Raw genomic sequence first — 15,809 nt, forward strand, 5'->3', positions numbered from 1 at the left:
ACTAAACTCAAGAAGTGAATCTGAAATGTTGTGCCTTTTTTCTTGTTTTCTGTTGTTTAGATTACCCAGAAAGTGACAAAAACATATCATGATTCAAAAAGGAATATTGATTGAGTTGTAAGCTATTTTTGAAACATCTTCAAAGCAGCTTTACAAGAAGACTTTAACCTTTTAAACTCAAAGAGGACTTCAGTAAGAATATTGAATTCTATAGAGTCTAGTGCTCAAAGAATTCCGTAATGACACCTAAGTGTTGAATAATTAAGTTTTACTATAAAAAACTAGGAACCTTAGAAGCTTTACATAAGTCTAAGTATGCTCTTAATTGGAAAGTCCAAGTAGCAGGTTCTACAACTCAGAAACTACTACAAGATTCCTATTTGATTATTGAAATATACGTAGGGTGGGCAATGTCCACCAAAATTACATATGGTGGGCATTGCCCACCCTACAGTACTGTACGGATGTAAAGCATTGCTCGCACTGTAAGGGCGCAAGGCATTGCGCCCCTACTAACAACTAATCACTAACAATCAACATTATGTTTCAAGTCACCCGTCGCCGTCTTGCTCTCTGGTACACTGCTATCACAGCTGTACTTCTATTGTTGTTTGCTAGTGGAGTTTATTTGTACGTTCGCAATACTTTAATTGAACGGATGGATGATACTCTAAATCATGTGGTGGAGGTTGTCGAGCGATCGCTAGTCATCGAACCAGCCACCTCAGACTCAGGACAACTTCGCGTCAATGTAGAAGCCAGTTTTCGTAACAATGCTGACACAGTAGAAGACGATCGCATTGACTTAGAGTGGTTTAGTCCAACAGGCGATCTTCTTTGGTCTACTTTATCGCAACCCCTGAACATTCCACTACATCCAAATATGACAGGTGAGACTGTCAAAGTTCTTAGAAACGAAGACAAGCAGAAGAAAGTAGAATCTTCTCCCCCTCTCTCCCCTTCCCCTCCCCTCCTACTTCGACAAGTCACAGAACGAGTACAAAACGGTCGGCAAGTTTTGGGATATTTGCGCGTCAGTCATCCCTGGTTTGAAGTCACCAAACCCAGTCATCAATTAATTGTTGACCTAGCACTGGGGACTGGATTAATGGTTATTTCTGTTGCAGCCAGTGGTTGGTTCCTCTCAGGTAAAGCCATCGAACCAGTGCGCGAATCCTATCAACGCCTCAAACAGTTTACGGCTGATGCTTCTCACGAACTAAGAAGCCCAATCGCCTTAATTCAAACAAACGTCCAAGTTGCTTTAACCGATTTGGAATTAGCAGAAACAGAAGGTGTAACTCCCCTTCACTACAAACAACAATTAAAAGTTGTGGAACGACTCACACAACGTTTGGGGAAATTAGTCAATGACTTACTTTTTTTAGCAAGGCAAGATAGCGGTATCGGCAAAGAAATTTTTTCCCCTTGTCCTCTTGATGCTTTATTAATGGAAGTCATTGAAGAACAACAGTTGTTAGCAAGAGAAAAAAATATAACTTTAACTTTAGAATTAATCGATCCACCCGCTTCGCAAACTAATCATGAGTTAATAGATAATTGGTTCGCAATGGTTGGAAATTGGGATCGATTAGTCCGTTTATTCACAAATTTAATTAGCAATGCCTTACAGTACACTCCACCCAATGGAAAAGTCAATGTTATCCTGACACGTATAGAAGCAACAAATCGGATTTCTGGGTTGCGTCACAGCAACGCTTATCTACAAATTAAGGTAATCGATACTGGAATTGGTATTCCTACAGAAGCAATACCCCGCCTATTTGACCGATTTTATCGAGTCGATCCGGCGCGTACACATACAACAGAAAATATGCGATCGCAAAATTCAACAGGTTCTGGTTTAGGGCTAGCCATTGCTCGAGCAATTGTCCAAAACCATCAAGGTCATATACAAGTAGAAAGTACACAAGGTATCGGTACTACTATCACAGTCACTTTACCCATAACAACCATAGAAAATTAATTGTTACTGGTCACTGGTCACTGGTTACTGTTCACTGATTACTGGTCACTGGTCACTGATAAAATGCTACTCATGACAGATGTATAGGTGTTTCCCGTGATAGATGTAGAGCGATCGCGTTACCCACTAACTTAATGGCAATGCTTGATGAAGTGAGCCATAAATTCAACATCTAGCAGTTTTGTGCGACTACTTTCTGATCCTCTTTGACTTTCCGAGTAGTTTTGCAAGCTGCTAGTTTATTTTTGGCAAAATGACTTCTTCAATGCGTTAAAGACAATGTATGAGGGAGGGTTAAATGACAATACCCATTAGAGAAGATGTTGCTTATATTATACTAAAAAAAATACAAGAAACCGGGCAGGGAATGCATGAAGTTGAATTCACTGAAACGGACTTGACAGGAAGACAAATGACCCCAACAGATCTTTTAGGTCATTTGGATTACCTGAATCAAATGCAGTATATCAATGCTGAATTTACAGGCAATGCTTACGGCAATCAGGAAGATGTTCCCGATGTCGCCAATCCCAAAGAAGTAGATTTCAGAATTGCCAATACTTTTGGTGCAGCAGATGGTCCCCTGCCTCATTTAATCACTTTTAAAAAGGCAGAACTGACACCAAAAGGTCAAAAAATGCTGGAAAAAATGGAGGCAAAACCTCCTCAAGGATTACGAGAAGGACCCACAGTTCCTATTGCTACTAAAGATCTGCCTTTTTTAGAAAAGGTCAGGCTCAAGGGAAACCTTGAAGATATCTTTGATGCTAGGGATGTAACAGAAGTTGTTTATCGAGTGATGCGTGACTTGATGACAACAGAAGCTGCTGATAGAGTTGCAGAAGAACTACATAAACCAGCTGAGATTACTGAAGATAAATCTCTGCAAATGGAAATTGCAGACCTATGGAAAGATACCAATCCTATCGTAGGATTGCTTAGCCGGGTTCGTCCACCTTGGCAAGGTCCTGGTATTTTCAAAATCGACTCTGACCGCTTTTTATTCAGAGTTGCAAATGAAGGTGGATTGCAAGCTAATGTAGACCGCGAACTCGTTGTCAAAGCAGTCTTTTCTGCCACCAAAGACGAATTATCACAAGAAAGAATTCAGGAAATTGCGAGTTGGTTACCCGACCATGTTCGCGAGCTTTGGGAAAAGGCTTAATTGCTAATTGTTAGTAGTACCAGCCCTTGACTTCCCTCACCTCGTTCCCAGGCTCAGCCTGGGAATGCCTTCTTTATAGGCTCCGCCTAAGAGTGCTCAATCTGCTCGCGAGGCGGAGCCACCGGATCGAGAGTCAAGAAAGTAACCGATGAGAGGTAAGCAATTCAAAGCTGTTAGTATCAACCTACTTCTGGGAATCATAAATCGGTAACCAGAAATCCTGTGGGTTGGCAATGACAATGGTAGAACTGACTGGGTATCAAATTCATGAGATGCTCTACTCAAGCGCGAGAACCTTGGTATACCGAGGGACTAGAGAACTAGACCAAAAACCAGTTGTTATCAAACTGCAGCGTCAAGAATATCCCTGCTTCAACGAACTAGTCAAATTCCGCAATCAGTATACCATTGCCAAAAACCTCAATCTTCCTGGGATTATTCAAACTTACAGCTTGGAAAACTATCACAACGGCTATGCTTTAGTGATGGAATTTGGGGGAATATCTCTTAGTAGCTACCTAACTCATAAAGAAAATTTACAAACATTATCTCTTCAGCAGTTTTTCCACATAGCTATTCAAATTGCCTCTATCCTAGATAAGCTATATCGCAATCGGGTCATTCATAAAGATATTAAGCCTGCTAACATTCTCATCGCTCCGATAACAGATGAGATAAAACTGATTGATTTCAGCATAGCTTCTCTACTTCCCAGAGAAACACAAACTCTTACAAGTGCTGAGGTCTTGGAAGGAACTTTAGCATATCTCTCTCCAGAACAAACAGGGCGGATGAATCGCCCAATTGACTACCGCACGGATTTTTATTCTTTAGGTGTCACCTTTTTTGAACTCCTCACAGGACAAATTCCTTTCCAATCAGACGATCCCATAGAATTGGTTCACGCGCATCTTGCCAAGCTTCCACCAAAAGCACACAACCTCAATCCTAATATTCCCCAAACCTTATCTGAAATTGTTAGTAAACTAATGGCAAAAAATGCGGAAGACCGCTATCAAAGTGCTATTGGTTTAAAGTATGACTTGGAAAGTTGCTTGTACCAGTGGGAAACTTCAGGGGTTATTTCAAATTTCGATTTGGGACAACGAGATATTTGCGATCGCTTTCAAATTCCCGAACGGCTTTACGGTCGTCAAAAGGAAGTCACAACACTACTGCAAGCTTTTGAGCGAGTCGCTGCGGGAGCGATTGAGACTTCATCAATTAAATCTACAAATCCTTCCCTAGCAGAAATCATGCTAGTTGCTGGATTTTCTGGAATTGGCAAAACTGCTGTTATCAACGAGGTTCACAAACCTATTGTTCGAGAACGGGGTTACTTTATCAGAGGAAAATTCGATCAATTCTTGCGAAATATACCTTTCCTGGCATTTGTGCAAGCCTTTCGCGATTTGATGCGACAACTGTTATCTGAAAGTAATACCCAACTTGAGAAATGGAAAACGAAAATCCTCAAAGCTTTGGGAGAAAACGCTCAAGTCATTATTGAAGTTATTCCCGAATTAGAACGGATTATTGGCAAACAACCATCCGTATCCGAACTTTCAGGAAGCGCCGCTCAAAACAGGTTTAATTTACTATTTCAGAAGTTTATCCAAGTCTTTACCACTAAAGAGTATCCCTTAGTCATTTTTCTTGATGATTTGCAATGGGCTGATTCTACATCTTTAAACTTAATGCAATTTTTAATGAGTGACACAGAAACACATTATCTGTTACTCATCGGTGCTTATCGAGATAATGAAGTTTCTGCAACACATCCAGTGACAGTGACATTAGAAGAAATCTGCTCTTCTGGTGCAACAGTGAATACAATTGTCTTAACTCCTCTCAATCCATCCGATTTAAACCACTTCGTTGCTGATACCCTTAATTGTTCGCCACAAAGAGCGCAACCTCTGACTCAACTCGTTCATCAAAAAACTAAAGGTAATCCCTTATTTGCCAATCAATTTCTCAAAGCGTTACATGAAGATGGATACATTAATTTTAATTTTGATGAGGGTTATTGGCAGTGCGATATCGATAGAGTCAAAGCAATAGCATTCACTGATGATGTCGTGGAGTTTATGGCTTTGCAGTTGCAAAAACTGCCTGCTTCAACTCAATCTGTTTTGAGATTAGCAGCTTGTATTGGAAATAGATTTGATTTGGAAACGCTAACTATTGTGTATGAGAAACCGTTAGCAGAGACAGCAATGGATTTGTGGAAAGCTCTGCAAGAAGGGTTTATCATACCTAAAAATGAAATTTATAAATTTTTCCACAACGAACCAGCTAAAGAGGAATCGCTAAAGACAAATCAATACGAACAATTAGCTATTAGCAACGAGCAATTAGCAATTGAATATAGTTTTTTACATGACAGAGTACAGCAAGCAGCTTACTCTCTCATTCCTGAAGATAGAAAACAGGTGACTCACCTCAAAATTGGGCAATTGCTTTTAAAGAACACTTCTACAGTCGAGAGTGAAGAAAAAATATTTGAAATTGTGAATCACTTTAACTTGAGTCGCAATTTAATTTCGACAGAACAGGAAAAGCGAAATCTTGCTCAATTAAATCTGAAAGCTGGTCAGAAAGCTAAGTTCTCTACAGCTTACCAAGCCGCAAAACACTATTTCAAAATTGGTCTTGAATTACTTCCAACAACATCTTGGAAAGATGATTATACTTTAACTTATGAACTCTATAAAGAGTGTTCGGAAACCGAGTATTTATCAGGAAATTTTGACCAAGCTGAGTTACTTTATGCAGAAGCTTTAAAGCATACAGCCACAGTTCTCGATACAGTAGGAATTTATTATATACAAATGACTCAGTATCAACTTCAAGGTAAGTATGCTGAAGCGATCGCAATCCAAAAAACCAGCTTAGATTTACTAGGTTTGAGCATATTTCTAGAGCCAGAGACTTTACAAGCTGCTGTGAATGCAGAACTTGATGCAGTTAACAGTTATCTGAAAGAGCATCAAATTGAAGAACTGCTTGATGCTCCTAAAATGAGCAACCCTAACGTTATAGCAATGCTCAAACTGTTACAGGTTATGTTCTATTCGGCTTATCTAATTGGAAACCAAACCTTAAGCAATTTTACTGTAGTTAAGATGACTACACTGTCATTGCAGTATGGAAATAGCGATTCATCTCCCTTTGGTTATGTTGGATACGGCTTGGTTGCTGGCGTGCTTGATGATTATAAAACAGGATATAGCTTTGGAGCAATGGCTGTTAGACTGTGCGAGCAATTTGACAACAGTTATATTAAGTGTCAAACCAATTTCTTATTTGCTGCTGATGTCCACAATTGGAACAGACCGATAAAGCTCTCTGAAACTTACTACGAAAGCAATCAGTGACCAGTAATCAGTGACCAGTGACCAGTAATCAGTGACCAGTGACCAGTGACCAGTGACCAGTAATCAGTGACTAGTGATTATATTTAAGATAAAAAGAAGGAAAATCAGAAAAATATGAGTGCAAAAATTTTAGTTGTTGATGACGAATTACTAGTAAAGCGTTTAATCGGTCAATACTTTAGAAAAAAAGTTGCTCAACGAGAATATGAGTTTATTTTTGCAAATAATGGCAAAGAAGCATTAGAACAAATACAAACCCATCCAGACATAGATTTAGTGCTAAGTGATATTAATATGCCGGAAATGGATGGAATAACTTTGCTTAGCAAACTACGAAATTCTAATTATAATTTTAGAACAGTTGTTGTCTCTGCCTATGGAGATATGAAAAACATTAGGCAAGCAATGAATCAAGGCGCTTTCGACTTTATCAATAAACCAATAGATTTTCAGGATCTAGAAATTACTATTATCCGTACTTTAGATTTTGTCCAGAGCCTCAAAGATGTTCAATCGATGCTTCAGCAAGCCGAACTTCAAATGATTCAAAATGAAAAAATGTCTGCTATTGGTAAAATGCTGGCTGGGATTGCTTATGAAATCAATAATCCAGTTTGCTTTATTAGCGGTAATCTTCATGAAGCTGAAGCGGCTATTCAAGATATAAGTCATCACTTGCGACTTTATCAGCAAAACTTTGCCAATTTAATACCAGAAATTCAGCAGCATTCTGAAGAGATTGATGTAGAATATTTATTAGAAGAATTACCTAAAATGCTCGCCTCAATGAAGGTAGGTTCAGAACGTCTTCGTCTCCTCAGTACTAGTCTATGTAATTTTTCTCGTGCCGATAACACTAATAAGCTAGATGTTAATATTCATGAAGGTATAGAAAGTACCCTCATGATTTTAAGACACAGATTGAAGGGCAATGAAAAACGTCCGGCGATTGAGGTGATTAGAGAATATGGCGATTTACCCCTCATTCACTGTTATCCTGGCTCTCTTTATCAAGTATTCATGAATATTATCACTAATGCAATAGATGCACTTAATGAAGCTAGCGTGTATCGTCCTTATACTGAAATGGAAACTCATCCTTATCAAATTAGAATTAAAACTGAAGTTTTAGAGAGCGAGAATGCGGCGATTATTCGCATTCATGATAACGGTATTGGTATGTCAAATGAAGTCAAAGAGAGAATCTTTGAACATTCATTTACGACAAAACCTCTTGGTAAGGGAACTGGGTTAGGTTTATCTATCTCGCGCCAGATAATAGAAGAAAAACATCGTGGTTGTTTGAGTTGTCATTCTACCCCATCAGAGGGTTCTGAATTTGTGATTCAAATTCCTCTTGTATTTTAAGTGTCCAGATCCCTGACAACTCATGCGAAGTCGGGGATCTAACTGTTTACGAATGATTTAGAATTGCTATAGTAGGGATGCTCCTTTTACCTTCTGCCCTCTACCTTCTGCCTTTCTTCCGGTAAGTTAATCGCTGGGTTGCGGTGAAAGAATCCCCTGGGAACTAGCTTAAATCCAACACGATGAGTTGTCATTACAGGCCAATCCTCTGGTCTAGGGATATGAGTTACACCCATCGTATACCACAGCACGATATCTTCACCCATGAGAGACTCATCATTGGAAATATATTCCGGTAAACCTTTTGCAGGTTGAGTTTGATTGGGATAATCCCCGGCTGCATAAAGTTCACCGGGCTGATATTTGGTAACCCAAACATGGTGATTGGCAAAGGTAGCTGTTTTCCGAATGTGCGCTGACTCATCTGGAAAAAATACAGTGTTTCCTGCCGGCATTAACATATATCCAGTTGCAGCACCCAAAGCGTTCTTGCTCTTGGTACTGACAATCATCCATTCGCGACTGTGATTTATATCCAGATCGCGCACTGCGATCGCTTCTTTTGTCAGTGGGGTTTCTTCCACAGTAAAGGCATTTCCTAAAGGATTCTTTTCATTTACAGGTAAGGCTTTGACATTCATTTCCATAACCTGATTTGCCTGACTATCAACATCCATATCCAAACGGAAGTTAAACAAGTGTTGATGATTGACTCCCAAAATGTTTTTTGCTACCAATTCACCATATAGTTCATTTTCAGATTGCTTTTGGGAAGCTGTTGCCTGTGCCAGTATAATACCCGTTAGATCGGTTTCCACCTCTAGAGTACCATCTTGGTGAAAAACCCAACTGATACCATAATCATAGTTTTCGATCGCTGTCGTCGTCGTCACCACTAGCTCTCGTCTGCGACGAACATCATTCCGCTTAGTAATATACTCATAGTGTTTCCAGAGCATACCGTCATCTCGCTCGTAAATACCGATAACCTTTGGCATCACATAGGGTTTTCCTTTGTCGTCAGCCAAGACAGCATCAAGGAGTCTACCGTTTTCTGGAATTTCTTTACCTAACTCCATTGTAGTTGCGAGGGTGCCATAGTTATATTCCCCAACATCAAAAGCATTTCTAAACGACCAAATTGGGTCGGGATTGCCGTAAGGGACTACCATCTCTGATAGACTTGCTCTATACACTACTGGTCGAGTCTTTTCACCATCGTTATAACTGACAAGATACAGCACCAAGCCATCACGGGGATGCATTTGATAACGAAATTTCCACCCTTGCCAACTCACTTCATTACCTTTAATACTGAAATCAATACCATTGGGCTGTTGAATCGTCAGTCTTTTTAGAGATTGTTGTAATTTTCCTAAGGTTTTAGGATCGTAATTCCAGTTTTGTTTGGAGAAAGGAACTACGCCATTATCAAAAAAACTCGTTACTTTACGGGTGTTTAAATTGACAGTTGCTAAGACTCCCTCAATTGGACTACCAAAATAATTCCAGTTGTTGCCTTTATAGTAAGACAAACCCCTACACAAGCGATCGCCTGTCTCGTGTTCCTCTTGAGACAAGATTCCTGGTGCCCAACAGCTAACTGTAACTTGCTGAAAATTTGTCAGCGATCGCTTTCGCATAGCTTGTTGCCAGCGCGGGTCTGATTTTACTATCTTTGCTGCTAACTCGTATTCTGAAAAAAACATCGCTGGTTGGACATCAGGTATTTCTTTCCAAGAACTTAAGGTTTTGGTTTTCAGGTCAACAACTGCTTCGTAAGTTTTGTTTTGCTTTTGCTCGTAGATAACAATAAAAGCTTGTCGTTGAAAGGGACGATTGGGTTTAAAGTTCAAAACTTCTGTTTTATCTGGTTCTTGCAAAGTTAGAATTGGAAAAGCTGCCATTTCAGTCAAAGGTTTCTCTTTTTTAATAACTGAAACTGCTGTTTTTATTTCTAGCTCTGTTAACGGTGTAAGAGGATGATTAATCGTTTGCTGTTTAGCAGAGGTTACTTCCATCAATCCTATAGATATGACAATGAAGACAATGATGGCAATAGGTATCGCTAACCACTTGTGCCAAAATACACATAAGTTTTTTTCTTTTAACGCTCTTGAGTTAAACATAGGATTCTGTTGCACAAAAATATTCAGTTTAATATAGGGAAAAATCTGGTTAACCTATGCAGGTATTTTACTGATTTATCTCATCTAGAAAACGCGGGAGCGGGGAAACCTTGCGGCTTCAGCCCAAGGAGGAACCGCGACTCGTGCCACGCCAGTCCACTCAATGCAGGGAACCCGCGCACGTGGCTGGCTCATTTTAATGGCAGTCCAAAATTCTTGGGAACCCATTGCATGGATTGCTCGTCCTTTGCTATAATTGGATGAGTTTTTGAGGTATTCAAGTGCAAACGATATCTGTAAAATGCAAGATTGAAGTCCCTGTAGAGTTGCGGCAAGAGATTGATGCAACTTTGGAGGGATTTGCGGATGCTTGCAACCAGATATTGGAAGTGGCAAAACGTGAAAAGTGCTGGAACACAACCAAACTTCACCACTTGGTTTATAAGCCAGTTCGTGAATCCACGGGATTGAAAGCTAATCACGTTTGTCAAGCTATTCGTCGCGTGATTGGGAACGCCAAGGCAGTTAAACAGATTCACGCATTTAGACCAACGTCTATCAACTTGGATATTAGGACTTTCCAATACATGGAAGAGTCTCAAACTGTTGGCGTGACTTTGATAAGTGGTCGCAAAAAGTTTAAGTTGAGTATCGGCAACTATCAGTTGGGATTGCTGAAAGGGCAATCTCCTACATCTGCTACGCTCAACAAAACCAAACGCGGCGACTACTATATCAACATCGCTGTTGATATTCCGACTCAGCCACCAGGTAAGACACCCAAGGTGATTGGTGTCGATTTGGGACGGCGCGACATCGCTACTACAAGTACTGGGAAATCTTGGAGTGGCGAAAAGATTCAAGCTACTCGTGACCGTTACAGTAGGGTCAGAGCCAATGTTCAACGCAAACGCACTCGGAGTTCTAGACGACTCTTGAGACGGCTCTCTGGCAGAGAACAAAGGTTCCAGAAGTGGTTAAATCACAATATTTCTAAGGAAATTGTTGACGAAGCGAAGCAGAATAATGCTGCTATTGCTTTTGAGGATTTGACCAATATTCGAGAATCGCTTAACGAAAAACCACGTTCCAAGACCGAACGACGTAGAACAAACAACTGGGCATTTTACCAGTTGCGGTTGTTCACAGAATACAAAGCGGCTATTGCTGGCGTGCCAGTAGTTCTGGTTCCACCAGCCTATACGTCTCAAACTTGTTCGCGGTGTCACCACGTGCATCCTGTTAAAGGCAAGTCGTATCGCTCTGGTAAGTCGTTTAAGTGTGGGCATTGTGGTTTTGAAGCCGATAGTGACTGGAATGCCAGTCTGAATATTGCAGTTTTGGGGTTGTCCGTAAGTCAGCCCGAAAGTCCGGGGATGAGTTGTTTGTTGGAGGGTCAGCTTAGTCTGTTTCCGACAAATACTTTGAACTGGGCTAAAGCCCCGTCTCTTTAGAGCGGGGTAGCTTACGATTAATACCTCTACAGCAAAAAGCTATGGAGGTACTAAAATTGTTTTATATTCAGGGTCTTTATACGAGCTGACCCCGTTTTAAGAGGAAATTTAAGCTTCTATTTAGATTCTCATCGAATTAGTCATAATTCAAGAATTTAATCTTTTCTTTATAATTAAGAAGATTTTTATTCATTTTTTTGGCAATTATTAAGTTGTTTAACATTTCTTCATCATTTTGCTATACTCTAATTAGATCGCAATCTAATTAGGATTGCAAGGAAGGCAACAGAATATGCAAAAGCACGGTGTTTCACTGGCAGAAGCAGCAAGACGTTTGGGCATAAGTCAGAGCGCTTTGTATGTGGCTGTGCAAAAAGGACAAATCCCTACCTTTAGAAAAGGAGGGAGAACTGTAGTTCTTCAAGGCTCGTTAACAGATTATCAAGTCAGACAGCGCCCTACCTCACCTTATAGGTTGTAAATATCCTAGGGCGAATGTCGTATAAATACAGTTTTAACTGTTCTTAAGCGCTCAGTGTATAGATTTCTCAGACTGAGCGCTTTCTTAGTACCATTTTGGATTTTGGATTGAGTACGAACTATAAATAATTTTATACCAGTGGGGAACTAGCCCAAAGAATTGCCGTCTGAGGGAATTAGGCAAGTGCAAAGTCTACTGCGTCACACAAGTCCAATTTACCCCCCTTAGTCCCCCCTTGAAAAGGGGGGAGATCTGCGTTTCCAGTTCCCTCTGCAAATTCTGGGAATTGTAGATGTTCATCCGAGCAAAACCTTTCCAAAGGGGAGATCGGATTTCTCATTCCCTCACCTTTCCATCAGGGAGGGTCAGGGTGGGGTAATAACAAGGAATTCATTTTCCTTGAATAAATTTGCTCTTAAAAAAGAATATATATAAATGCGATCGCCCTTGGCGCAAGCCGTACCCGGCTTATCGCTCTCATAAATATTGAAAAATATTCAATATTGCAAGAGGTTTTTATGTTTTATACCGTTTTCAGATGAAGATGCTCCCGAAAAAACTCTACCATCTGTGGCATCTCTCCTTACCCCCCTTATAAAGGGGGGTAACAGGAAATTTATTTTCCTCCCCTTTATAAGGGGAGGTTAGGAGGGGTAAAAATAATATGCAGCTTCATATTAAATTGATATTAACTATTGACCAAGTTTGTTATGAAATAATCTTTTTTTAGCTGATAGTTTTTCAAATTTCTTGGGCAACTTAAATATATAACTTTGTATTGTGGTTTCCAGGATAGACCGAAATGAAAAACATTCTCTTCATTGATAGTGCTGTAGACAATTACGAGATTTTATTAGAAGGATTACTACCAGAAATTACAGCTATTGTTCTCGAGCCAAATAGCGATGGAGTAGAACAAATTTCCCAAGTATTCTTTCAAGAAAGTCTAATCCAAAGCGTTCACATTGTCTCCCACGGTTCTCCTGGAACCCTTTACTTGGGAAATAGCGAATTGAGTCTTCATACTTTAAAAAATTATTCTAACCAACTACAAAATTGGTTTTCCACATCATCCCATGTCCCAAATCTTCTTCTTTATGGTTGTAATGTAGCAGCAGGAGATGTAGGGGAAGAATTTATTACCAAACTTCACCAATTAACAGGAGCAAGTATTGCAGCAACCGCCCGTCCTACAGGAAATGTCGCTTTAGGTGGTAATTGGAATTTGAAAATCAATGTAGGCGGTAATGTTAATTCACCACTAGCATTTACAGCAGAAGCAATGGCTGCATATCCTGCTGTACTAGCTTTGTTTTCTCTAGGTAGTTACACCAGTACGACTTCTTCTAGCATGATTTCTAAAGTTATAGTAGAAGGAAGTTACGCCTATACAGTTGATAGTGAATTAGGTTTACAAATTCTTGACGTTACCAATCCTAAAAAACCTACTTTTAAAGGGAAATATAAATTCTCAGCTGATAGTGAAGTCAAAGGCGTAGCGATTAAAGGGAAATATGCCTACGTTGCTAGCTATACTTCAGGTTTGCAAGTTATCGATCTTACCAATCCTACAAATCCTGCGTTCAAGTTTAGCGACTCGACTTCTTGTACCACTGTAGAAGACATAGCCATTAAAGACAATTATGCTTATGTTGCTGGAGGTATCTCCGGGTTACAAATTTTTGATATCGGCGACTCAACTAAGCTCACTGTTAAAGGTAAATATCAGAATGCAAAAGGCTCTATTAAAAACGTAACTGTAAAAGGTAATTATGCTTACGTTCTTTCTGAATCAAGCTTAATATCAACTTTACAAATTATTGACATCACTAACCCCGATAGCCCCGTTCTTAAAGGAAGTTACAATACCTCAAGCACAGCTTTTGAAGTCAAGGTAGAAGGTAATTATGCTTACATTGCTGGTGGCTATTCGGGAATGCAAATTATTGATGTCAGCGATGTGACTAAGCCAACTTTTAAAGGTAGTTTTGATACTTCTTATAATGTCTTTGGCGTCAGTCTTGTAGGAAACTTAGTTTATATCGCTGATGGTAATATGGGCGTGCAAGTCCTTGATGTTAGCAATCCTGTAGATCCTAAATCTGTTGGGACTTATCAAACCACTGGTATGGCAAAAGGTGTGTTTGTAGTTAACAACCAAGCTTACATTGCTGGAGGTTCTACGGGTCTGGAAATTTTGTTGAACAATACTCCTCCTACCGCTACTGACACAACTATTAGCGTCGATCGAGACACTGTTTATGCTTTTGCTGTAAAAGATTTCGGCTTCAGCGATAGCGACGATGACGGTGGTGAAGGTGATGATAATGATGATGGTAATGAGGGTACTAGCTTCAAAGAGATACAAATTACTGAACTACCACTAGTCGGTCAGTTTTTCAAAGATACCAATGACGATGGTATCCAAAATGAAGGTGAAGCTATTACTGTTGACCAAAAGATCGCACTAGCGGATATTTCCAAACTGAAATTTAAGTCTGTTGCAGAGGCTAGTGGTACTAAGTACGCAAGCTTCAAGTTTAAAGTTAGTGATGGGTTAGAATACAGCGCGACAGCATATAAGGCGACAATTGACGTAAAATCCGTTAAAGATGTTATTGATGATACAGATTCCGGCAGTACTAGTGGTTCTATCAATGTCAAACTCAGTTTAAAGATAGTCCCTAATAATCTTTTCCTTTTAGGTGATGCTTCCGAAAGTGGTAAACTCAAACTCCACATCAAGCTTGATGGACACAAATCTAAGCTGGTGAATGAGTTGGGAGTGTGCGTTGTTGATGATGACAAAGGAACAATTGATGGAATTGCTCTTGATGCAGAAGGTTACGCCCAAGCTGCATTATCAAGAGCACAAGTGGTTTTCTCTTCCATTGCTAATACTCCTAAAGGGTTTAGTTCTGACATGACACGTCTATTGGAATTTAAAGCTGGTGCAAAGCTAAAATTCTTCATGATTAAGGACGGTACCCTTGATGGTGTCATGTCTGGTAAGATTTCATTCAAAAACGTCCTCTTTGCCGATGCTAAAACACAAAAGACTACAGACTTAGGAAATGGAGAGTTTTCTCTAGATTGGGATGAATTACTTGAGGGTGCTGGTGCTGACTTCCAAAAGCTGAAAGTCAAGATTAAAGCATCAAACGAAGAGATACCCCTGGGTACTGGTTTGCAAGGTACATCGGGTGGAGAAGTTATCGATTTGCGAGAAGCCAAAACGGAAGTGAAAGCAGAGTTTACCGTTCACAGAGAAGCAGCATTTAAGAATTTCGTCTGCTTTTACCAGATGGCTGATGCAAAAGGTGGTATCGATATCAACGGTGATGGGAAAGCAGATTTGATGCCTGGAGATGAAGGTTATATCAAAGCTGCAATGAATGCACGTGTCTCTGGAATTAACCTATCAGTCGAAAATCAAGGTTCTACAACTTTCTCAGGCGTTTTCCAAAAAGGTGCTATCTTTGCTCCAATGATTATTGCTGATGGTACAGCAGAAATGCTTTTGGATAGCGATACCAGCAACGATCCTGCTGTGTACTTGCCCTTCTTAGGCGCTAACCCAAATAAAGCAGATCATATTCGTTTGTTGGGAAGTAACTGCTTTGGTTTTGAAGATTTACCTGGTGGTGGTGACAATGACTTTAACGATATCGTTGTTAAGGTGAATTTGAAAACCGCTTAGGAACTTCCAAATAAAAAATATTCAACTTTCTCTTGTGGTGCGAAGAGCAGCGCCCCTTCGGGGTTCGCCAGTCGCCTACGGAGGGAAACCCTCCTGCAGCGCTGGCTCACCGTGCGGGGGTTTCCCCCCAACCCCAGAGGGGACC

The 15,809-nt window shown here is 40.1% G+C and carries 9 protein-coding genes; 7 read left to right on the plus strand and 2 right to left on the minus strand.

Annotated features, from left to right (window positions below; translation table 11 throughout):
* Positions 1 to 541 precede the first annotated feature (541 nt).
* The 4 genes from ACKTT2_RS41025 (at position 542) to ACKTT2_RS41040 (ending at position 7,900) form a co-directional block, all read left to right on the plus strand.
* Positions 542 to 1,987, plus strand: coding sequence for a sensor histidine kinase (locus ACKTT2_RS41025; RefSeq protein ID WP_407897350.1), 1,446 nt, complete (start codon positions 542 to 544; stop codon positions 1,985 to 1,987).
* Between the two features lie 649 nt (positions 1,988 to 2,636).
* Positions 2,637 to 3,152 (plus strand): DUF2267 domain-containing protein, encoded by a 516-nt coding sequence (locus ACKTT2_RS41030; RefSeq protein ID WP_407897372.1) that lies wholly within the window; start codon positions 2,637 to 2,639, stop codon positions 3,150 to 3,152.
* Between the two features lie 239 nt (positions 3,153 to 3,391).
* A complete protein-coding gene (locus ACKTT2_RS41035; RefSeq protein WP_407897374.1) occupies positions 3,392 to 6,532 on the plus strand; it encodes an ATP-binding protein in 3,141 nt (1,046 codons plus the stop codon).
* Between the two features lie 114 nt (positions 6,533 to 6,646).
* Complete coding sequence (locus ACKTT2_RS41040) at positions 6,647 to 7,900, plus strand: hybrid sensor histidine kinase/response regulator (protein ID WP_407897353.1); 1,254 nt, start codon at positions 6,647 to 6,649, stop codon at positions 7,898 to 7,900.
* An 86-nt stretch (positions 7,901 to 7,986) separates the two neighbouring features.
* On the opposite strand, the gene ACKTT2_RS41045 is transcribed toward ACKTT2_RS41040, so the two are convergent.
* On the minus strand, positions 7,987 to 10,029 hold the full coding sequence (locus tag ACKTT2_RS41045) for a primary-amine oxidase (RefSeq protein WP_407897355.1): 2,043 nt from the start codon (positions 10,027 to 10,029) through the stop codon (positions 7,987 to 7,989).
* Positions 10,030 to 10,113: 84 nt separating this feature from the next.
* Positions 10,114 to 10,257: a hypothetical protein gene (locus tag ACKTT2_RS41050; RefSeq protein ID WP_407897357.1), complete on the minus strand. Its 144-nt coding sequence runs from the start codon at positions 10,255 to 10,257 to the stop codon at positions 10,114 to 10,116.
* A gap of 53 nt (positions 10,258 to 10,310) precedes the next feature.
* Here ACKTT2_RS41050 and ACKTT2_RS41055 point away from each other — a divergent pair, with 53 nt between their 5' ends.
* From ACKTT2_RS41055 to ACKTT2_RS41065, 3 genes are all read left to right on the plus strand, one after another.
* Positions 10,311 to 11,483 (plus strand): RNA-guided endonuclease InsQ/TnpB family protein, encoded by a 1,173-nt coding sequence (locus ACKTT2_RS41055; RefSeq protein ID WP_407897359.1) that lies wholly within the window; start codon positions 10,311 to 10,313, stop codon positions 11,481 to 11,483.
* Positions 11,484 to 11,775: 292 nt separating this feature from the next.
* Positions 11,776 to 11,964 carry a helix-turn-helix domain-containing protein gene (locus ACKTT2_RS41060; RefSeq protein WP_407897361.1) on the plus strand — a complete coding sequence of 63 codons (189 nt, stop codon included), beginning with the start codon at positions 11,776 to 11,778 and terminating at the stop codon, positions 11,962 to 11,964.
* Between the two features lie 802 nt (positions 11,965 to 12,766).
* On the plus strand, positions 12,767 to 15,664 hold the full coding sequence (locus ACKTT2_RS41065) for a DUF4347 domain-containing protein (RefSeq protein ID WP_407897362.1): 2,898 nt from the start codon (positions 12,767 to 12,769) through the stop codon (positions 15,662 to 15,664).
* Positions 15,665 to 15,809 lie beyond the last annotated feature (145 nt).

The organism is Scytonema hankhaensis NUACC26 (assembly GCF_045865695.1).
In the GTDB taxonomy this organism is placed as follows: domain Bacteria; phylum Cyanobacteriota; class Cyanobacteriia; order Cyanobacteriales; family Nostocaceae; genus Scytonema.

Coding starts and splice junctions, on each gene's coding strand:
- ACKTT2_RS41025 (WP_407897350.1), top strand. CDS start 542: ATGTTTCAAGTCACCCGTCGCCGTCTTGCTCTCTGGTACACTGCTATC.
- ACKTT2_RS41030 (WP_407897372.1), top strand. CDS start 2,637: ATGGAGGCAAAACCTCCTCAAGGATTACGAGAAGGACCCACAGTTCCT.
- ACKTT2_RS41035 (WP_407897374.1), top strand. CDS start 3,392: ATGGTAGAACTGACTGGGTATCAAATTCATGAGATGCTCTACTCAAGC.
- ACKTT2_RS41040 (WP_407897353.1), top strand. CDS start 6,647: ATGAGTGCAAAAATTTTAGTTGTTGATGACGAATTACTAGTAAAGCGT.
- ACKTT2_RS41045 (WP_407897355.1), bottom strand. CDS start 10,029: ATGTTTAACTCAAGAGCGTTAAAAGAAAAAAACTTATGTGTATTTTGG.
- ACKTT2_RS41050 (WP_407897357.1), bottom strand. CDS start 10,257: ATGGGTTCCCAAGAATTTTGGACTGCCATTAAAATGAGCCAGCCACGT.
- ACKTT2_RS41060 (WP_407897361.1), top strand. CDS start 11,776: ATGCAAAAGCACGGTGTTTCACTGGCAGAAGCAGCAAGACGTTTGGGC.
- ACKTT2_RS41065 (WP_407897362.1), top strand. CDS start 12,767: ATGAAAAACATTCTCTTCATTGATAGTGCTGTAGACAATTACGAGATT.